Annotated in this window: 16 protein-coding genes; 15 read left to right on the top strand and 1 reads right to left on the bottom strand. The window is 74.5% G+C overall.

The window, feature by feature from the left end:
- Positions 1 to 101 precede the first annotated feature (101 nt).
- Positions 102 to 1,556 (top strand): MDR family MFS transporter, encoded by a 1,455-nt coding sequence (locus ABD160_RS16895; protein ID WP_344023480.1) that lies wholly within the window; start codon positions 102 to 104, stop codon positions 1,554 to 1,556.
- A 78-nt stretch (positions 1,557 to 1,634) separates the two neighbouring features.
- On the opposite strand, the gene ABD160_RS16890 is transcribed toward ABD160_RS16895, so the two are convergent.
- The gene (locus tag ABD160_RS16890) at positions 1,635 to 2,990 is read right to left on the bottom strand and encodes an MFS transporter (protein ID WP_344023478.1); all 1,356 of its coding nucleotides are present in this window, start codon (positions 2,988 to 2,990) and stop codon (positions 1,635 to 1,637) included.
- Positions 2,991 to 3,109: 119 nt separating this feature from the next.
- Between ABD160_RS16890 and ABD160_RS16885 the strand changes: the two genes are divergently transcribed.
- The 14 genes from ABD160_RS16885 to ABD160_RS16825 all read left to right on the top strand — a co-directional run bounded on the left by ABD160_RS16885 (position 3,110) and on the right by ABD160_RS16825 (position 19,311).
- Entirely contained in the window at positions 3,110 to 3,613 is a 504-nt protein-coding gene (locus tag ABD160_RS16885; RefSeq protein WP_344023476.1) for a MarR family winged helix-turn-helix transcriptional regulator, read from the top strand.
- A gap of 59 nt (positions 3,614 to 3,672) precedes the next feature.
- Complete coding sequence (locus ABD160_RS16880; protein WP_344023474.1) at positions 3,673 to 5,298, top strand: acyl-CoA synthetase; 1,626 nt, start codon at positions 3,673 to 3,675, stop codon at positions 5,296 to 5,298.
- On the top strand, positions 5,295 to 6,098 hold the full coding sequence (locus tag ABD160_RS16875) for a crotonase/enoyl-CoA hydratase family protein (RefSeq protein WP_344023472.1): 804 nt from the start codon (positions 5,295 to 5,297) through the stop codon (positions 6,096 to 6,098). Before ABD160_RS16880 ends, ABD160_RS16875 begins: the two co-directional genes overlap by 4 nt.
- Positions 6,095 to 8,068 (top strand): acetoacetate--CoA ligase, encoded by a 1,974-nt coding sequence (locus ABD160_RS16870; protein WP_425563624.1) that lies wholly within the window; start codon positions 6,095 to 6,097, stop codon positions 8,066 to 8,068. The genes ABD160_RS16875 and ABD160_RS16870 overlap by 4 nt, the downstream gene beginning before the upstream one ends.
- Positions 8,065 to 9,006, top strand: a complete 942-nt coding sequence (locus tag ABD160_RS16865; protein WP_344023470.1) for a 3-hydroxyacyl-CoA dehydrogenase NAD-binding domain-containing protein — start codon at positions 8,065 to 8,067, stop codon at positions 9,004 to 9,006. Before ABD160_RS16870 ends, ABD160_RS16865 begins: the two co-directional genes overlap by 4 nt.
- Before the next feature lie 48 nt (positions 9,007 to 9,054).
- Positions 9,055 to 9,924 (top strand): 4-hydroxyphenyl-beta-ketoacyl-CoA hydrolase, encoded by an 870-nt coding sequence (couO, locus tag ABD160_RS16860; protein WP_344023468.1) that lies wholly within the window; start codon positions 9,055 to 9,057, stop codon positions 9,922 to 9,924.
- 306 nt (positions 9,925 to 10,230) lie between these two features.
- Positions 10,231 to 10,311 carry a putative leader peptide gene (locus tag ABD160_RS33340; RefSeq protein WP_369821703.1) on the top strand — a complete coding sequence of 27 codons (81 nt, stop codon included), beginning with the start codon at positions 10,231 to 10,233 and terminating at the stop codon, positions 10,309 to 10,311.
- Between the two features lie 337 nt (positions 10,312 to 10,648).
- Positions 10,649 to 11,002 carry a hypothetical protein gene (locus tag ABD160_RS16855; RefSeq protein ID WP_344023466.1) on the top strand — a complete coding sequence of 118 codons (354 nt, stop codon included), beginning with the start codon at positions 10,649 to 10,651 and terminating at the stop codon, positions 11,000 to 11,002.
- Positions 10,999 to 12,846 carry a hypothetical protein gene (locus tag ABD160_RS16850; protein ID WP_344023464.1) on the top strand — a complete coding sequence of 616 codons (1,848 nt, stop codon included), beginning with the start codon at positions 10,999 to 11,001 and terminating at the stop codon, positions 12,844 to 12,846. The genes ABD160_RS16855 and ABD160_RS16850 overlap by 4 nt, the downstream gene beginning before the upstream one ends.
- A 393-nt stretch (positions 12,847 to 13,239) precedes the next feature.
- On the top strand, positions 13,240 to 14,871 hold the full coding sequence (locus ABD160_RS16845; RefSeq protein ID WP_344023462.1) for a hypothetical protein: 1,632 nt from the start codon (positions 13,240 to 13,242) through the stop codon (positions 14,869 to 14,871).
- A gap of 52 nt (positions 14,872 to 14,923) precedes the next feature.
- The gene (locus tag ABD160_RS16840; RefSeq protein ID WP_344023460.1) at positions 14,924 to 16,210 is read left to right on the top strand and encodes a YeeE/YedE family protein; all 1,287 of its coding nucleotides are present in this window, start codon (positions 14,924 to 14,926) and stop codon (positions 16,208 to 16,210) included.
- 40 nt (positions 16,211 to 16,250) lie between these two features.
- On the top strand, positions 16,251 to 16,538 hold the full coding sequence (locus ABD160_RS16835) for a hypothetical protein (RefSeq protein ID WP_344023458.1): 288 nt from the start codon (positions 16,251 to 16,253) through the stop codon (positions 16,536 to 16,538).
- Positions 16,539 to 16,882: 344 nt separating this feature from the next.
- Complete coding sequence (locus ABD160_RS16830; RefSeq protein ID WP_344023456.1) at positions 16,883 to 17,797, top strand: AurF N-oxygenase family protein; 915 nt, start codon at positions 16,883 to 16,885, stop codon at positions 17,795 to 17,797.
- Between the two features lie 14 nt (positions 17,798 to 17,811).
- Positions 17,812 to 19,311: an FAD-dependent oxidoreductase gene (locus ABD160_RS16825; RefSeq protein ID WP_344023454.1), complete on the top strand. Its 1,500-nt coding sequence runs from the start codon at positions 17,812 to 17,814 to the stop codon at positions 19,309 to 19,311.
- The last annotated feature ends 54 nt before the right edge of the window (positions 19,312 to 19,365 follow it).

Raw genomic sequence — 19,365 nt, 5'->3', positions numbered from 1 at the left:
CGCCGCCCGGGACCGTCTCGTGTTGACTCGGTTCCACCGCATCGATCTCGCCGGGTCCACGCACGTCCGGGCCCGGCCCCGACCGCAGGAGGCGACCCGCCGTGACGACCGAGCCGACGACCGAGCCCACCGGGGCCGAACGGCTCCCGGCGGGTGCACCGCTGATCATCTCGCTGCTGGTCGGCTCCGCGTTCGTGATGATCCTGAACGAGACGATCATGAGCGTGGCGCTGCCCGTGCTGATCGCCGACCTCGGGATCACCGCCTCCACCGCGCAGTGGCTGACCAGCGGGTTCCTGCTGACGATGGCCGTGGTCATCCCGATCACCGGGTACCTGCTGCAGCGGTTCCCGCCGCGCTCGGTCTACCTGGCGGCGATGGGCCTGTTCAGCGCGGGCACCCTGCTGTGCGCGCTCGCCCCGGTCTTCGGGGTGCTGCTCGCGGGCCGGGTCGTGCAGGCCACCGGCACCGCGGTGATGATCCCGCTGCTGATGACGACGATCCTGCGCCTGGTCCCGGCGTCCCGCCGCGGGCAGACGATGGGCACCATCTCGATCGTGATCGCGGTGGCGCCCGCGGTCGGGCCCGCGCTGTCCGGGGTGATCCTGTCCGCGCTCGGCTGGCGCTGGATGTTCTGGCTGGTCCTGCCGATCGCGCTGCTCGCGCTGGCGGCCGGGGCGATCTGGCTGCGGGTCACCGCGGAGACCTCGAAGGCCCCACTGGACGTGCTGTCCGTGCTGATCTCCGCGGTCGCCTTCTCCGGGCTGGTGTACGGCCTGTCCGCGATCGGCGAGTCCGCAGCGGGGGCTGCGCACGGCGGTGCCGGTGCCGGGGAGGGCGTCCCGCCGTGGGTGCCGCTGGTCGTCGGCGTGCTCGCGCTGGCCGTGTTCGTGCACCGGCAGATCCGGCTGCAGCGCACCGCCGCGCCGTTGCTCGACCTGCGGCCGTTCGCGATCCGCCGCTACACGATCGCGGTGGTGCTGGTCGCGGTCGGCTTCATGTCGCTGTTCGGCGCGATCATCCTGCTCCCGCTCTACATCCAGGACGTGCTCGGCGACAGCGCGTTCGTGGCCGGGCTGGTGGTGCTGCCCGGCGGGCTGGTGATGGGGCTGATCGCGCCGTTCGTCGGCCGCGCCTACGACCGGATCGGGGCCCGCCGGCTGGTGATCCCCGGTGCGCTGCTGCTGAGCGCGGTGATGTGGGGGTTCACCACGCTCGGCGCGGCGTCCCCGATCTGGCTGGTCGTGGTGCTGCACGTCGGCCTGTCGGCGGCACTGGCACTGATGTTCACCCCGCTGATGACCGACGCCCTCGGCGCGCTGCCCGGTGAGCTGTACTCGCACGGCAGCGCCATCCTCACCACGTTGCAGCAGGTCGCCGGCGCCGCGGGCACGGCGCTGTTCATCACCGTGATGACGCTGGCCTCGGCCGGTGCCGGGGTGGACGCGGCCGGGGTGCAGGCGGCGTTCCTGACGGCGGCGTTCGTGTCGCTGGTCGTGCTGGTGGTCGCGCTGTTCGTCGGTCGCCCGGCGGACCGGGCCCCCGCGGCCGGCTGAGCCGGGGGCGGGCCGGTGCCGCAGCGCTGCACCGGCCCGCTCGACGGTTCAGGTCCGTTCAGGTCCGACCCGGTCCGCTCAGGACCGGCCGGCCCCGCCCTCGCTGGCCGCCCGGCCGCTCTCGGTGTCGCCCTCCGGCTCGGCGTCGCGGGTGTCGGCGAGCCCGCCGCGCGAGGTCTCCGAGAGCACCAGCACCGAGCCGACGGACACCAGCGCGAACAGGCCGATCACCACGCTGATCGTCCACGGCCCGGCGCCCGCCGCCATGATCGACGCGAAGGTCACCGGGGCGAGCCCGGCGCCGACCCCGGAGAGCTGGAACCCGATCGAGGCCCCGGTGTAGCGGGACCCGGTGGAGAACAGCTCCGAGTACAGCGCCGCGGACGGGCCGAACCAGGCGGCGTGCGTGATCCCCTGCCCGACGACGACGGCGAGCGTCAGCAGCACCGCCGATCCGGTGTCGACCATCGGGAACACCACGAAGCACCAGGCGCCGGTGGCGACGGCGCCGCCGAGGACCACCGGCCGCCGGCCGACCACGTCGGACAGCGCCGAGAACCCGATGATGCCGCCGATCGCGACCACCGAGGACAGGGTGAGCGCGTTCAGCACGGTCTGCCGCTCGAAGCCGGCCTGCACCGCGTAGGAGATCAGGAACGTGGTCAGCGTGCCCTGCGCGACGAACGCACCGAACCCGATGCCGACCGCCAGCGCCAGGTTGCGCGGGTGGTTGCGGAGCACCTCCATCAGCGGCGGGCGGGCCGGCTTCTTCGCGGCCGCGGCGGCCGCGAAGACCGGCGTCTCGGTGACCGAGAGCCGCACGAACAGCCCGATCGCCAGCAGCACCACGCTCAGGATGAACGGGATCCGCCAGCCCCAGACGAGGAAGCCCTCCGGGCCGGAGATCGAGGCGAACAGCGCCAGCACCACGGTGGACAGCACCATGCCGCTGGGCGCCCCGGCGTTGGTGAAGCTCGCCCAGAGCCCGCGCCGGGAGGAGGCGTGCTCGGCCGACATCAGGACCGCGCCGCCCCATTCGCCGCCGACCGCGATGCCCTGGATGATCCGCAGGAACACCAGCAGCATGGGCGCGAGGACACCGACCTGGTCGTAGGTGGGCAGCAGACCGATCAGGGTGCTCGCCACACCCATCATGACCATGCTGATCACGAGCATCTTCTTGCGGCCGACCCGGTCGCCGAAGTGCCCGAACACGATGCCGCCGATCGGGCGGGCGACGTAACCGGCGGCCAGGGTGCCGAACGCGGCGACCGTGCCGACCAGCGGATCCAGATCGGAGAAGAACACCTGGTTGAACACGACCGCGGACGCGGTCGCGTAGAGCAGGAAGTCGTAGTATTCGATCATGCTGCCGAGGTAGCTCGACAGGACGGCGCGGCGTCGCTGGCTGCGGGAGAACCGGGGTTGCGTCATTGCAGTTCCCTGAATGTCGTCGGTCCCGGGCACCGGTCCGCCAGGGCACCCGGATGTATGTCAAGCAGCTTTATAGCAAGTAGATTGTCATTGGGTCGAGGGCCGTTACGCTGGCAGTCGTGACTGATCCGGCGACTCCGGCCGTGCCCACCGGGCGGCGCGGTCAACGACTGACCTATCTGGTGAAGCGATTGGAGATGGCCGAGCGCGCCCGCCTCGAGGAGCGCCTGCGCCCGCTCGGGGTGACGCTCGGCCAGTACACGGCGCTGAGCGTGCTGGAGCGCCGGGGCGGCCTGTCCTCGGCCCAGCTCGCCCGCCGGCACTTCGTGACCCCGCAGGCGATGCAGCAGCTCGTCGCCGGGATGGAGCGCGACCAGCTGATCGAGCGCCGGGCGGACAGCGCGAACCGGCGGATCCTGCGGGTCTGGCTGACCGAGCACGGGGAGCGGATGCTCGCCGCCTGCCACGAGGCCGCGGGCCAGGTCGAGCAGCGGATGCTCGCGAACCTGGAGCCCGACGAGGCGACCGCCTTCGCGGTCACGCTGGAACGCTGCCTGGATGCACTGACCGAGCCGGACGGCTACATCGAACCTCCCCCCGCCGACGCGGGCCTCGACGCTTGACCCTTTATCAGCATCCTTGCTATCAAGGTGCCTGATATAGATTGACGTGCGAGGGAGCAATGAGCCCGATCACCGGTCCGGGCCTCGGCCTGGGCACCTGGCCCGCCCGGCGGGCCCGCATCAGCCCGGACGCCCCCGCGCTCCTCGACCGGCACCGGTCGCTGACCTACGCGGAGCTGGCGCAGCGTGTCGCGCAGGTGGCGGGCGGACTCGCCCGGCTCGGCGTCCGCCGCGGTGACCGGGTCGCCTACCTGGGCGTGAACGCCGTCGAGGTGCTGGAGACCTGCTTCGCGGCCTGGTCGCTGGGCGCGATCGCGGTCCCGCTCAACCACCGGCTGGCCGGTGACGAGGTCCGCTACATGCTCGACGACTGCGGCGCCGGGGTGCTCGTGTACAGCGCCGACGCCGCCGGGCTGGTCGCCGCCGCCGCGCCGCTGCCGCCCTCGGTGCGCCATCTCGTCGCGGTCCGCCCCGACCCGTCCGGCCCGGACCCGTCCGGCCCGGACCCGTCCGGCCCCGACCGCGCCGGTGAGGCAGAGTTCGAGGCCGAGTTCGAGGCAGACCTGGCCGCCACCCCGCCCGCCGTGTCCGACCTGTCCGTCCTGTCCGCACCGTCCGATGCGGCCACCGGGCTCGACGACCCGGCCGTGCTCCTCTACACCTCCGGGACCACCGGCCGCCCCAAGGCCGCGATCCTCACCCACGGGAACCTGACCTGGAACACGGTCAACCAGCTCGCACACGTCGATCTGCTCTCCACCGACCGCACGCTGTGCATCTCGCCGTTGTTCCACTGCGTCGGGCTCAGCCAGGTCACGCTGCCCGCGCTGCTCAAGGGCGCGAGCGTGGAGCTGGTCGAGCGGTTCGATCCGGCGCTGGTGCTGTCCCGGATCGCCTCCGGGATCACCGGCTTCGCCGCGGTGCCGACCATGCTGCAGATGCTCTGCGAGCACCCGAGCTGGACCGGCACCGACCTGTCGTCGCTGCGCAGCGTGGTCTACGGCGGATCGCCGGTGCAGGAGCGGGTGGCCCGCGCCTGGCTGGAACGCGGGGTGCACCTGCAGCAGGGCTACGGCATGACCGAGGCGTCCCCGGGCGTCTACATGGCCACCCGGGACGGCACCGCCGGGCACCCGCCCACGTCGATCGGGGTGCCGCACTTCTTCACCGACGTCGCGATCCTGCGCGACGGCGGTCCGGAGCCGGTCGGCGACGAACCGGGCGAGCTGCTGGTCCGGGGCCCGCACGTCGGGCCCGGCTACTGGGAACGACCGGACGAGACCGCGGCGTCCCGGGTGGACGGCGGCTGGTTCCGCACCGGCGACGTCGTGCGGGCCGACCGGGACGGATGGGCGTTCGCCGTGGACCGGGTGAAGGACATGTTCATCTCCGGCGGCGAGAACGTGTACCCGGCCGAGATCGAGGCCGTCGCCGTCGGGCACGACGCGGTCGCCGACTGCGCCGTCGTCGGGATCGCCGACGAGCGCTGGGGCGAGGTCGGCGTCGCCTACGTCCAGCCGCGCAACGGCGCCGTCGTCGACCCGGACGAGCTGCGCGGGTACCTGTCCGCCCGGCTCGCCCGGTACAAGGTGCCCAAGCACGTCGAGCTGGTCGACGAGCTGCCGCGCAACGCCACCGGCAAGGTCCGCCGGGTCGAGCTGCTGGACCGGGCGGCCGCCCGATGACCGCGGTGGAGCACACCGGCCTGCCGGCCTCGCTGGAGACCGAGCGGCACGACGACGTGCTGGTGCTGCGGCTCGCCCGCCCGGTCAAGCGCAACGCACTGAACGACGCCACCGTGCTCGGCATCGAGGCGTTCTTCGCCGATCCGCCGCCCGGCGTGCGCGCCGTCGTGCTGGACGCCGAGGGCGACCACTTCTGCGCCGGCCTGGACCTGTCCGAGCTGGGCGACCGGGACGTCGTCGCGGCGATGGAGCACTCCCGGATGTGGCACCGGGCGTTCGAGCGGATGGCCGAGGGCCGGGTGCCGGTGGTCTCGGTGCAGCGCGGCGCGGTGGTCGGCGGCGGGCTGGAGCTGGCCGCCGCCACGCACGTGCGGGTCGCCGAGCCGAGCGCGTTCTACGCGCTGCCGGAGGGCCAGCACGGCCTGTTCGTCGGCGGCGGCGGATCGGTCCGGCTGCCCCGGCTGATCGGCGCGCACCGGATGGCCGAGATGATGCTGACCGGCCGGGTGCTGGACGCCGCCGAGGGGTTCGCCCTGGGCCTGTCGCACCACCTGGTGGGCCCCGGCGACGGCCTGCCCAAGGCGCTCGAGCTGGCCCGTTCCGTCGCCGCCAACTCGGACATGACGAACTTCGCGGTGCTGCAGGCGCTGCCCCGGATCGCCGAGGCCGCACCCGCCCAGGGCTACCTGCTGGAGTCGCTGGTCGCCGCGGTGGCCGCCAGCAGCGACGAGGCCCAGGCCCGGATGCGCGCCTTCCTCGACGGCCGCGGCGGCCGGGTCCGCCGGGAGCGGGACCGGTGACCGGCCCGGCCGGGCCGGAGCTGCTGCGGGCCGCGCCCGCCCGTCCGCCCGCGGACAGCGCGCTCGGCGGCTTCGTCGAGCACCTGCGCCGCGCGCACGGCCGCGAGTTCGACGACTACGCCGACCTGCACCGCTGGTCGGTGGCCGACCCGGACGGCTTCTGGGGCGCACTCGCCGAGCACACCGGCGTCCGGTTCGCCACGCCGCCGACCGCGGTCCGCGGCGACACCGCCATGCCCGGCGCGCAGTGGCTCCCCGGCGCCACCCTGAACTACGCCGAGCACGCCGTCGGGCTCGCCGCGGCGGACGCCGACGCCGACGCGGTCGCCGTCGTCGGGTACTCGCAGACCCGCGACCGCACCGAGCTCACCTGGGGCGGCCTGCGCGAGCAGGTCGCCGCCGCCCGGGCCGGGCTGCGCCGGCTCGGCGTCCGCCGCGGCGACCGGGTCGCCGGGTACCTGCCCAACATCGCCGAAACGGTGGTCGCCTTCCTCGCCACCGCCTCGCTCGGCGCGATCTGGACCTCCTGCGCGCCCGAGTTCGGCGCGAGCAGCGTGCTCGACCGGTTCGGCCAGGTCGAACCGGTCGTGCTGCTCGCCGTCAGCGGCTACGGCTACGCCGGCAAGCACGTCGACCGGCGCGAGCAGGTGGCCGCGATCCGGGCCGGGCTGCCGGGGCTGCGGCACGTCGTCGACGTCGGGTACGGGCCGGATCCGCTGCCCGACGCGGTGTCCTGGGCGGAGCTGCTGGCCGGGCCGGGGGAGCTCGCGTTCGATCCGGTGCCCTTCGACCATCCGCTCTGCGTGCTGTTCTCCTCGGGCACCACCGGCAAGCCGAAGGCGATCGTGCACGGGCACGGCGGGATCCTGCTCGAACATCTCAAGAACCACGCGCTGAGCTGGGACCTGCGCCCCGGCGACCGGATCCTGTGGTTCAGCACCACCGCCTGGATGATGTGGAACGCGCTGGTCTCCGGGCTGCTGCGGGGCGCGTCGATCGTGCTCGTCGACGGCAACCCGCAGTACCCCGACCTGGGCCTGCAGTGGCGGCTCGCCGCCGAGACCGGGGCCACCCTGGTCGGCGCCGCCCCCGGCTTCCTGATGGCCTGCCGCGCCGCGGGCCTGCGACCGGCCCGCGAGCACGACCTGTCCCGGGTCCGCCAGCTCGGCGCCGCCGGCAGCCCGCTGCCGCCGGAGGGCTACCGCTGGGTGGCCGAGCAGTTCGGCCCGGACGTGCTGCTCAACGTCGGCAGCGGCGGCACCGACATCTGCTCCGGGATCCTGCAGGGCGGCCCGTGGCAGCCGGTGTGGGCCGGCGAGATCTCCGGCCCCTGCCTGGGGGTGGACGCCCGGGCGTTCGACGAGCACGGCCGGCCCGTCGTCGGTGAGCTCGGCGAGCTGGTGATCACCCGGCCGCTGCCGTCGATGCCGGTCGGCTTCTGGGGCGACGACGACGGCAGCCGCTACCGGTCCACCTACTTCGACCACTACCCGGGAATCTGGCGGCACGGCGACTGGGTGCGGTTCGGCCCCACCGGCAGCGCGGTCGTCGCCGGCCGGTCGGACGCCACCCTCAACCGGGGCGGGGTGCGGCTGGGCACCGCCGAGTTCTACCGGGTCGTCGAGGAGCTGCCCGGGATCGAGGACAGCCTGGTGCTGCACCTGGAGGACCCGGCGGGCGGCAATGGCGAGCTGATGCTGTTCGTGCAGCCGGAACCCGGGACCGTGCTCGACGACGCGCTGCGCCGCCGGATCGCGGATGCGCTGCGGACCGAGCTGACCCCCCGGCACGTGCCGGACCGGATCGAGGAGGTGCCGGTGGTCCCGCGCAACCGCACCGGCAAGAAGCTGGAGGTCCCGGCCAAGCGGATCCTGCTGGGGGCCGCGGTGGACGAGGTCGCCTCGCGCGACGTGCTGGCCGATCCGGACGCCCTCGACGCGTTCGCCGAGCTCGCCGGGACCCGGCTGTGAGCCCGGAAGGGAGCCCGGTCCGCCGGGTCGCCGTCGTCGGGACCGGGGTGGTCGGTCTCGGCTGGACCGCGCTGTTCCTGGCCCGCGGCCTGGACGTCACCGCGACCGATCCCTCCCCGGGGGCCGAGCAGCGGCTGCGCGACGGCGTCGCCGCGCTCTGGCCGCGGCTGGATCCGGTACCGGGCGCCTCGCCGGACCGGCTGGGTTTCGCACCGACCGCCGCCGCGGCCGCCGAGCACGCCGACTTCGTGCAGGAGAACGGCCCGGAACGCGAGGACGTCAAGCACCGGCTGTTCGCCGAGCTGGACGAGGCGGCCCGGCCCGAGGTGGTGCTCGCGTCGAGCTCGTCCGGGTTGCTGCCCACCGACATCGCCCGCGGCGCGACCCGGCACCCGGAACGCGTGCTCGTCGGCCACCCGTTCAACCCGCCGCAGGTGATCCCGCTGGTCGAGGTGGTGCCGGGGGAGCGGACCGCGGACCGCGCGGTGACCGACGCGCTGGAGTTCTACACCGCGCTGGGCAAGCGGCCGATCCGGCTGCGCGCCGAGATCCCGGGACACATCGCGAACCGGCTGCAGGCCGCGCTGTGGCAGGAGGCGTACTCGCTGGTGGAGCGCGGCGTCGCGAGCGTCGCCGACGTCGACGCGGCGATCGCGCACGGCCCCGGTCTGCGCTGGGCGGTGCTCGGGCCGTTCGCCAACCAGCACCTCTCCGGCGGCCCGGGCGGCCTCGCCCATGTGCTGGAGCACCTGGGCCCGCCGACCGAGCGCTACTGGCGCGACCTCGGCCGGGTCACCCTCACCCCGGAGCTCGCCCGGACCCTGGTCGACGGCGTGCACGACGAGCTGGGCGACACCGACCCGGCCGAGCTGGCCGCCCGGCGCGACGCCGTGCTGGCCGAGCTGCTGGACGCCAAGTCCCGCACCGACCTGCCCTGATCCCGCCCCGACCCCGCCCCGCCCCTGCCCCGACCGGAGGACGACGACATGGCACTCGACCCGAGCACGGTGGACGCCATCGACGTGCACGTGCACGTCGAGCAGGACGGTCACGGCTGCTTCGCGCTGGACCAGGAGCTGATGGACGCCTCGGCGGCCTACTTCAAGTCGGGCCAGGACCGCACCCCGACGATCGCCTCGATCGCCGAGCACTACCGGGAGCGCAGGCTCGCCGCGGTGGTGTTCACCGTCGACGCACCGGCCGGCACCGGGCATCCGGCGCTGTCCAGCGAGGAGATCGCCGATCTCGCCGCCGAGCACACCGACGTGCTGATCCCGTTCGGTTCGGTGGATCCGCACGGCGGCAAGGCATCCGTCGCCCGGATCCACCGGCTGGTCACCGAGCACGGGGTGCGCGGGTTCAAGTTCCACCCGAGCCTGCAGGCGTTCGAACCGAACGACCGGAGCTTCTACCCGCTGTACGAGGCGATCGCCGGGCTCGGTGTACCCGCCCTGTTCCACACCGGGCAGACCGGGATCGGAGCCGGATTGCCCGGCGGGCGCGGGATCAAGCTGCGCTACTCCAACCCGATGCTGCTCGACGACGTCGCCGCCGACCATCCGGAGCTGACCGTGGTGCTCGCGCACCCGTCGGTGCCGTGGCAGGACGAGGCGATCTCGATGGCCACCCACAAGTCGAACGTCTACATCGACCTGTCCGGCTGGTCGCCGAAGTACTTCCCGCCGCAGCTGGTCCGGGCGGCGAACTCGCTGATCAGGCACAAGGTGCTGTTCGGATCGGACTTCCCGGTGATCACCCCGGACCGCTGGCTGTCGGACTTCGAGCGGCTCGACCTCAAGCCGGAGGTGCGGCCGCTGATCCTGAAGGAGAACGCGGTCCGGATGCTCGGGCTCTGACGCACCGCCGGTCCGCCCCGGCGGGCCCGCCGTGCGCGACGGCTGTCCGGACGGGTTCCCGCAGAGATCGACAGCGCCGGCATCGTCGCTGGTCAGCGAGGCGCGCCGATCCGGTTCCCGACGTCGTTGACACGATCGGATGATTCGTTCCGCAACGTTTCCCAGCGCGCAGCGGTTCGTTTCGCGGCGCACGAAGTGACCGGGATCACTCGTTGCGCCGGGGAACGGCCGATGTCGGACGACTTCTCACAGTGTGGACGTATCCGGCCGCCGGGTTAGTCCGAACGGGTGTGCACACTGTCTGCCATGCACCTCGTCTCCCGGTTCGCGAGTCGGCGTCACGTCGACCTGCGCCGCCAGGCGAGCGCACTCTGTTCCGGCGCCTGACGCGCCGGAGCAGGGGGTGCGCCCGCCGTGGCCACCCTCCTCCGGTGCCCGCCGGTCCCGTGCCTCCCGGAACGGGCCCGGCCCGCACCACCCCTCCGGCCCGCGCCCCGTGCGCGACCCTCCCGCCCCGCCATCACGGCGGCCCGGGAGGGCGGGGTCCGACACCCGCCGGAACCCCACGTCCGACCTGCCGCGCCCCGGCGTCCGACGGTGCCCGCACCGGCGGACGGCCCGGCCCGCCGCTACCGCGACGTCCACAGTGGGCACCGTTGTCCCGGTGCCCGCTCCCGTGCCGGACCCCGACTCCGCTCCCCACCGAAGAAACAGGAGGCACCTCGTGCCCCAGCACCGTGCACACCGGCCCTCCCGGGTCAGGCTCGTCGCGGGAGGCGCCGCACTCGCCGGCACCGCCCTGCTCGGCCTGTCCGGCGCCGCCCAGGCGGCCACCCCGGACGTCGTCCCGGACCTCGGCCCGCTGCTCAGCGCCCCGAACGACGCCCAGCCGACCCCGGCCCCCGAGGCGCCCTACGTCGAGCCGTCGTACACCGCCTTCGACTCCGACCAGCCGCTGCAGCAGCTGCGTGACTTCGCGCCGGCCGGCGTGCCCGTCGCCGGCCTGGTGGACGTCGTCTCGAAGGCGCCGAAGCAGATCACCCCGACCGTGCTGCAGAACGGAACGGTCGGCGAATGAGTCTCGTCCCGAAGTCCCGGTGGGGGCGGCGGTCCGCGTTCGCCCTGCTGGGCGCGGCCGTCGTCGCCGGGGTCGCGGTGCTCCCGGCGCAGGCCCAGAACAGCATCGACGTGGTCCGGTCGGAGGTGACCGGCGCCGACGACAAGACCTACTGGGTCGAGAACAACCTCACGCCGGAGGCCCGTCAGCAATCCGGCGGCGACTCCTCCCAGCCCGCCCCGCGCAAGGAGTACATGGTCGTCTGGGCCGGTGACGAGAACGTCGCCGACACCGCGGTCTCCGACGTGCGCAACCTGCCCGGATCGCTGGCCGACCCGATCGACAAGGTGCGCGACGCGCTGCCCGGTCCGGACTTCATGGCCGTCGTCGACGCCACGAAGGGCTCCCCGGACTACGGCAAGGTGGTGAACACCGCGACCGTCGGGCCGCTGGTGGAGAACGAGCCGCACCACATGCAGTACTCGTGGCGCAAGGGCGACAAGATCTACGCGGGCGGGCTGTACTCCGCGGCGACCTACGTCTTCGACGTCACCGCGCTGCCCGAGCTGAAGCTGTCCGGCATCTCGCTGCCGTCGCAGACGCTCTGCGGTTCGGTCCCGGACGCCTACTGGGTGCTGAACGACGGCACCGCCTACGGCACCTACATGGGCGGTCCGGTCGCACCGGGCCCGTGCCGCTACACGCACGGCGAGGTCCGCACCGGCAACGGTTTCGCGGGCTCCCCGGGCTCGGTCGTCCGGCTCGGTGAGGACGGCGAGAACCTGGTCGAGGCCCCGGCCGCGACCGAGACGCCGGAGGACCCGACCCAGTGCCTCAACATGCCGGCCCTGGGCAACCCCACCTGCGCCAACCCGCACGGCATCCAGGTCCGCGAGGACCTGGACACGATGGTCACCAGTGACTACGCCGAACCGCGGTCGATCATCCTCGACCCGGTGAAGAACCCGTCGCCCTACCTGCGCCGGCCCACCGTGCGCACCTGGGACATCTCCGACCTCAACCACCCCAAGGTCAAGTCGGTGGCGTACCTGCCCACCGGGCCGCGCTCCAACGGCCAGGACCCGCTGCGCAACGAGAACCGCGCCGCGATGGAGACCACGGTCACCAACCGGCCGGAGAACAAGGGCGCGTTCGCGCAGACCATGCAGGGCGGCGCGATCTTCTACACGCCGGACATCACCGTCGAGAACCCGGAGTGGCGCGAGGTCTTCGATCTCGGCACGGTCGCCCCGGAGTTCGGCGTCGGCGGCGAGAACGGCGGTCCGAGCGCCAACGGTGGCTGGCTGCAGACCAGCCCGGACGACCGGACGCTCTACCACGCCACCATCGGCCGCAAGGCCGGCACGCTCGGACCCGACGACAAGGGCACCGCGGGCGGTGTGGTCGCGCTGGACATCGAGAAGCTGGTCGCCGCCGGTGCGGGCACCGAGTGCTCGATCGACACCCTGGAGGAGACCACCGCCGGCGGCGCCGAGCCGGACTGCCCGACCGTCCGGTCGAGCGTCGGGATCAACCCGGACAAGACCGGGTCCGGCCCGCACTGGGGCGCGCTGGACAACTTCGACCTGGGCGAGGACGGCTTCTACCGGGAGACCGACCAGCCGAAGCGCCTGGCCACGGCGAACTACTTCGTGGCCCGGACCGGGCTCGACGGTGACCACCGGGTCTGCATGGTGGACATCGCCCAGGACGGTGCGCTGACCCTCGACGAGACCTTCACCGACGAGGACACCGGCGAGACCTGCATCAACTTCAACCGCGAGAACTGGCCGCACGGTGCGTTCGGCAACGCCAAGCCGCACTCGATGCTGTTCGTCGCCGCGGACGAGGACATCAAGGACTGATGACGATGTCGGTCACCCTGCTGCCGCACCTGGCGGCACCTGTGCCGGCCGGCGGGCTGCTGCCCGCGGCCCGGCCGGGACGGTCCCCGCCCTCGTGGCGGGGGCCGTGGTCCCGGCCACTCCCGCCGTCCTCGCCGCGGGACCGTTCGACGGCGCCCCGGCCGGGATCGCCGTCGCCCGGCTGGTGCTGCTGACCGGCCTGGCGCTGGTCGCCGGCGCCGGGCTGGTCCGCCCGGTCGCCGGGCCCCCGCTGCGGGCGGAGCGGGTCGTCGCCGCGGCCGCGGCTCTCGCCGTCGCCGGNCCCCCACGACCCGGTCCGGCTGGACCGCGTGGGGGATCGGGCTGGTCGCCGTCGCCGTCGCGGTCCCGGTGCTGCTGGGCACCCGCCGTCCGGTGAGCGCCGCGCTGCCCGGCGCGGCGGCGACCGGGTTCCTGGCGGTCCTGCTGGCCTCCGCCCGCAGCGGGCCCGTCGCCACCGCGCTGGACGCCGGATACGCCGTCGCCGCCGCTCTGCTCACCGGTGCGGCGCTGCACCTGCTCGCGCGGCGGGAGGCGGCCCCCGGCCGGGACCGGAGCGCCCCCGTCGGGTGGATCGCGGTCGTCGCGGGCGTGCTCGCCACCGCGGCCGCGCTCGCGCAGATCCTGCTCACCGGCCCGTTCAGCGGGATCGACCTGGTGGGGACCGGCTACGGCCGGGCCGCGCTGGCCGCCGCCCTCGCCCCGGCCGTCGTCACCGGGGTGCTCGCGTTCGATCTGTTCGCGGACCGCCGCACGGCACGCACCGGCACCGGCCGGGACCGGGCCCGGGCCGCCGCGCTGCGGGAGCGGACCCGGACCGTCGCCGCGGTCGCCGCGGTGCTGGGCGTCGCCGCCGCGTCGGTGCTCGCCGCACTGCCGGTGCCCGCCGCCGGGGCCGAACCCGGACGGCTGCTGGCCCGCGGCGTCGATCTCGGCTCCGGCCCGCTCACCCTGGTCGTGACCCCGATGCGGCCCGGCCCGAACCTGGTGCAGCTGACCGGCCCCGGACTCGTCGTGCCGGACGCGACCGGGCCGGACCCGGCCCCGGTGACCACCGCGGAGCCGATGGCAGGCCACGGACCCGGGCCCGCGGGCGGGACCGGGTTCGGCGTGCGGGTCGCCGACCGCGAGGTCCCGGTGACCGCGCGCCCGGGTGCACCCGGCGGCTGGGCCCTGGTCGACCTGCCCGCCGGGACCCGATCGCTGGACGTGCTGGCCGGCGGGATCTCCCGCACCGTGCCGGTCGACGTGGGATCCGACCGGGTGGCGCCGGCCGGGGCGACCGGCCCGGACGGGCCCGAGTGCGCGTCCGCGGTGCTCGGCGCCGTGGTCGCCGCGGGCCCGGCGGCCGGCGCCGTCGGGGCCTGCCCCGCCGAGTCACTGCGCCCGGCCGACGAGCGGGCGCTGCGCGACACCGTCCGGTCGCTGGCGGTCCGCGGCGCCCCGGGGATCGCGCTCGCCGCGGACGCCTCGCCCCGCTCCCGGGCCGCCGCCGACGCGGTCCGCGCCGAGGCCGCCGCCGCCGGGATACCGGTGCTCCCGCAGGCCGGGGCGGACGGCGCGCTCGTCGTCGTCTCCGGCTGGCAGGACGCCGCCCGCGCGGTCCGGGAGGTCGCGCTCGCCGCGCACGACACCCCGACCGCGCTCGGCGGGACCTACCTGGCACCGTGGTTGCTGATCGGCGGCGTGCTCGGCACGGCGCAGAGCGCGGTCCTCCCGCTGCCGTTCGGGCCGCAGGAGCCGCTGCCGCAGCGCTACGTCCGGGCGCTGGCCGCGACCGCGCCGGGCTCGGCGCCGTCCACCTCCGGGCTGCTGGCCTGGGCGGACGCCGCGGGGCAGCCGGTCGAGGAACCGTTCGGCCTGTACGGCGCCGCCCCGGTCGCGGTGCCGATGAGCATCGAGCCGCCGGGGGAGAGCGGGCACCACGGCGGGCCGAACACCGCGGCCTGGTTCCCCGGCGGCGCCGTCGTGCACATCGGCCCGCTCGCGGTGCCCGCCACCCCCTGACCGCCCGCGCACCCGATCCCTGCCCGATCCCCGAGCCTCCCGAGGAGAGACCATGTCCGTCACCCAGGACCGCAGACCGGGGCCGCTGGTGCGCGCCCTGCGCGAGATCCCGGCCACCGAACGTGCGGCCTACGGCCCGCGCGACCGCGAGGCCCCGCCGCCGCAGTGGCGGGTGGCCGCCGTCGGCCTGGTGCTGGCGGTGCTGTTCCTGATCGGGGTGGGCACGGTCGCCCCGGCCACGATGGTCGGCACCGCCGCGCTCGGCCTGGCGCTGGGCTTCACCCTGTTCCACTCCCGGTTCGGGTTCACCTCCGGCTGGCGGCAGCTCGTCGCCGTCGGCCAGGGCGCCGCGATCCGGGCGCACATGCTGATGCTCGGCACCGCCGCGGTGCTGTTCGCGGTGATCCTCGCGTCCGGGTTCGCGCTGGCCGGCGAGCCGCGCGGGTTCACCTCGCCGATCGGTATCGGGCTGGTCGTCGGGGCGTTCCTGTTCGGGGTGGGGATGCAGGTCGGCGGCTCGTGCGCGTCCGGCACGCTGTTCGCCGTCGGCAGCGGGCAGAGCGCGATCGTGCTGACCCTGTTCGGGTTCGTCGTCGGCTCGATGTTCGCGGTGTTCACGCACACCTTCTGGACCGAGACGGTGCCCCGCGGCCCGAGCGTGAACCTGGCCGAGCTGCTCGGCTACCCGGGCGCGCTGGCCGTGACGCTGCTGGCGCTCGCCACGATCACGGTGGTCACCTGGGTGGTCGCCCGGCGGCGCCCCCCGCCGCCGGTGCAGCGGCCGCCGTCGGCCCGCGGGATCGCCCGGGTGCTGCGCGGCTCGTGGTCGATGTGGGCCGGTGCGCTGGTGCTGGGCGTGCTGAACGCCGCGGTGCTGTTCGTCTCGGCCGCCCCCTGGGGGGTCACCGCGGCGTTCGCGCTGTGGGGCTCGAAGTTCCTGGAGCTGTTCGGTGCCGATCCCGCGAGCTGGGCGTACTGGCAGGTCCCGGCGAACGCGCAGGCGCTCGCCGGGCCGGTGCTGGCCGACCGGGTGTCCAACCTGGACATCGGGATCATGATCGGCGCGCTGGTCGCCTCCGCGGTCGGCGGCGCCTTCGTGCTGCACCGCCGGATCCCGTGGAAGCTCGCCCTCGGCGCGGTGCTCGGCGGGATCGCGATGGGTTACGGCGCCCGGCTCGCGGGCGGCTGCAACATCGGCGCCTACTTCTCCGGGATCGCCTCGTTCAGCCTGCACGGCTGGATCTGGGCCGTCGTCGCGCTCGGCGGCACCTGGGCCGGGCTGCGGCTGCGGCCGCTGTTCGGCCTGACCAACCCCAAGCCTGCGGACTCGCTCTGCTGAGCGGATCCGCCGGACGCTCCCTCGACGAAAGGTTCGACCCATGAACGCACATTCCAGGACCGCTGCCGGACGGGCGACGCTCGCGGTGGCGGGTGCCGGAGCGCTGCTCGCCCTCGGCGGCGGTCTCGCCCACGCCGACACCCCCGACGGGCCGGAGGTTCCCGAGACCCCCGAGACCCCCGAGACCCCCGCGACCACCGACGACGCCGGCCCGGGCGTCCCGGTGTTCCTGCTCGACGGCGCCCCGGCGCTGCCGGCGCCGGACGCACTGCTCACCCCGGTCGACCTGACCGCACCCGCGTTCGCGGTGCTCGACGGCCTGACCTGACGACCTCCCCGGGCGTGCGCACAGGCGTCCGGGGGATCGGCTCGCCGGGGCCCGCGAGCCGCACCGACGGCCACCCGGCCACCGCTCCGGCGGCGGCCGGGTGGCCGTCCGCACGTCCGCACCCGGACGTGGCCGGGATCACGCTTCCGCCGGGGGTCCGCGACACCCGGTAGTCCCCGCTGCGCCGGCCGGGGGCCCCGTCGGGTGGTCCCGCCGCCACCCGTCGATCCGGGGGTTCCGTGTCGGCGCGAGATCGTGCATCATCGCGTTACCGGTGGTAACGTTACCGCCGGTTACAGCACACGACATGGACCATGTGACGTCGTCGTCCGTGAGGAGTCGAGATGACCGCGACCGTTCCCGAGGCCAGGGCCGACCAGCCCGCCGACCGGAAGGACACCGCCGAGCGGCTGCTGCGCTCGTCCGCGGAGCTGTCGTTCGACCCGACCACCCAGGTCGACTGGGAGACCCCGCTCGACCGCACCAAGCACGGCATGAGCCCGGAGTGGTGCAGCCTCTTCGGCACCGCCTACTGGGACGAGCTGACCGAGGAGCAGCGCACCGAGCTGACCCGGCACGAGGCCGCGTCGGTCGCCTCCACCGGGATCTGGTTCGAGATGATCCTGCAGCAGATGATGCTGCGGGACTTCTACGCCAAGGACCCGACCGACCCGTCGTTCCAGTGGGCACTGACCGAGATCGCCGACGAGTGCCGGCACTCGATCATGTTCGCCCGCGGCTCGGCGAAGCTCGGCGCACCCGCCTACGTGCCGAAGCGCTCCACGATCGAGCTCGGCAGGCTGTTCAAGACGACCGCGAGCGGCGAGGCCGCCTACGCGTCGATCCTGGTCGCCGAGGAGGTGCTCGACGTGATGCAGCGGGACTGGATGCGCGACGAGCGCGTCGTCCCGTTCGTGCGCACCGTCTCCAACATCCACGTGGTGGAGGAGTCGCGGCACATGAAGTTCGCCCGCGAGGAGACCCGCGAGCACCTGCAGCGGGCCGGCCGGGTGCGCAGGCAGTTCAACGCGCTCTACGTCGCCGCGGCCGCCTACTTCATCGTCTCCAGCATGTGGAACGAGCAGGTCTACGAGAACGTGGGGCTGGACCGGGCGCGCGCGGTGCGCGAGGCCGGGGCCAACGAGCACCACAAGGCGCTGCTGCGCAGCTCCTGCGCCGGGCTGATGGAGTTCCTGTCCTCCTGCGGCCTGCTCACCAGGCCGGCGCTGCACTTCTACCGCCGCGCCAACCTGATCTGAACCGGCGGTCCATCGTGCCCTTCGCGATCACCCAGACCTGCTGCACCGACGCGTCCTGCGTGTCGGTGTGCCCGGTCAACTGCATCCACCCGGCGCCCGGTGAGCCCGACTTCGGGACCACCGACATGCTCTACGTCGATCCGCGGACCTGCATCGACTGCGGCGCCTGCGCCGACGCGTGCCCGGTCGACGCGGTGTTCCCGGTGGAGCGGCTGAGTGCATCGCTCGCCGGGTACGCGCAGGTCAACGCGGACTTCTACGCCGACCGGCCGATCTCGGCGGCGACCACGGGCGGATCGCCGACCTTCCACGAGTGGCAGCAGCCGACCTTCACCCGGACGCTGCCCGCGGACATGGCGCCGCTGGACGTGGCCGTCGTCGGGACCGGGCCGGCCGGCATGTACGCCGCGCAGGACCTGCTGCTGCACACCTCGTCCCGGATCACCCTGGTGGACCGGCTGGACACCCCGGGCGGCCTGGTCCGCTTCGGCGTCGCCCCGGACCACCCGTCGACCAAGCGGATCGGCGAGTCGTTCGCCCGGTTCCACCGGCATCCCCGGGTGCGGATGCGGCTGGGCACCGAGGTCGGGCGCGACGTCACCGCCGACGAGCTCGCCCGCCGGCACGACGCGGTCGTGTGGGCGGTCGGCGCACCGGAGCCCAGGGACCTGGACCTGCCCGGCGCCGGCCTGTCCGGCAGCATCGCCGCGGACACCGTGGTCGGCTGGTACAACGGCCATCCCGAGGTGCCCGCCGACGCCGTCGACACCGCGGTGCCGCGGGTCGTCGTGGTCGGCACCGGCAACGTCGCGATCGACGTGGCGCGGGTGCTCACCGCGCACCCGGACGATCTCGCCGGCACCCCGGTCGCGCCGCACGTGCCACCGGCGCTGCGGGCCGGTGCGATCCGGGAGGTCGTGCTGCTGGCCCGCCGCGGGCCGGAGGCGGTCGCCGCGACGGCGCCGGAGCTGCGCGAGCTGCTCGGCCGGTCCGGTGTGGACGTGGTGGTCGACGAGCACGATCCGCGGATCGCCGAGTCGCTGGACGGGCCGGCCGCCGGCGAGGCGCACGGCCTGCTGCGCGGCGCCGTCCGGGAGAAGATCGACTGGTCGGTGCCTGCGGACCGGCCGCGGGTGGTGTTCCGCTTCCACTCCGCGCCGGAACGGCTCGAGGGGTCCGTTCGGGTGCAGGGCGTGCAGACCGCCGACGGGACCCTGATCCCGGCCGGCCTGGTGGTGCGCGCGGTCGGGCACCGCGGGCGGCCCGTCCCCGGCCTGCCGTTCGACGACGGCCGCGGGATCGTCCCGAACGACGCCGGACGGGTCGAGGGCAGGCCCGGGCACTACGTGGTCGGCTGGATCAAGCGCGGGCCGTCCGGCGGGATCGGCGCCAACCGGACCTGTGCGGCGGAGACCGTCGGCGCGCTGCTCGACGACGCGGTCGCCGGGCGGCTGCCGGAGCGGTCCCGGTCCGGCACCGGGCTGCGCGCCCTCGCCGGCCGCCTGCGGCGCTGACCCGGGCCGCGCCGGACCGCGCCGCGCCGGACCGCGCCGCGCCGCGCCGGACCC

It is taken from the genome of Pseudonocardia kongjuensis, from assembly GCF_039526905.1.
GTDB classification, from domain to species: domain Bacteria; phylum Actinomycetota; class Actinomycetes; order Mycobacteriales; family Pseudonocardiaceae; genus Pseudonocardia; species Pseudonocardia kongjuensis.
Note: the sequence above shows the minus strand (reverse complement) of the source record. Positions and strands in the feature narration are given on the sequence as shown.

Bases quoted from the DNA above. Each gene is read 5' to 3' on its own strand.
- ABD160_RS16890 (WP_344023478.1), bottom strand. From the start codon at position 2,990: ATGACGCAACCCCGGTTCTCCCGCAGCCAGCGACGCCGCGCCGTCCTG.
- couO (WP_344023468.1), top strand. From the start codon at position 9,055: ATGGCACTCGACCCGAGCACGGTGGACGCCATCGACGTGCACGTGCAC.
- ABD160_RS16835 (WP_344023458.1), top strand. From the start codon at position 16,251: ATGAACGCACATTCCAGGACCGCTGCCGGACGGGCGACGCTCGCGGTG.
- ABD160_RS16830 (WP_344023456.1), top strand. From the start codon at position 16,883: ATGACCGCGACCGTTCCCGAGGCCAGGGCCGACCAGCCCGCCGACCGG.
- ABD160_RS16840 (WP_344023460.1), top strand. From the start codon at position 14,924: ATGTCCGTCACCCAGGACCGCAGACCGGGGCCGCTGGTGCGCGCCCTG.
- ABD160_RS16880 (WP_344023474.1), top strand. From the start codon at position 3,673: ATGAGCCCGATCACCGGTCCGGGCCTCGGCCTGGGCACCTGGCCCGCC.
- ABD160_RS16850 (WP_344023464.1), top strand. From the start codon at position 10,999: ATGAGTCTCGTCCCGAAGTCCCGGTGGGGGCGGCGGTCCGCGTTCGCC.
- ABD160_RS33340 (WP_369821703.1), top strand. From the start codon at position 10,231: ATGCACCTCGTCTCCCGGTTCGCGAGTCGGCGTCACGTCGACCTGCGC.
- ABD160_RS16875 (WP_344023472.1), top strand. From the start codon at position 5,295: ATGACCGCGGTGGAGCACACCGGCCTGCCGGCCTCGCTGGAGACCGAG.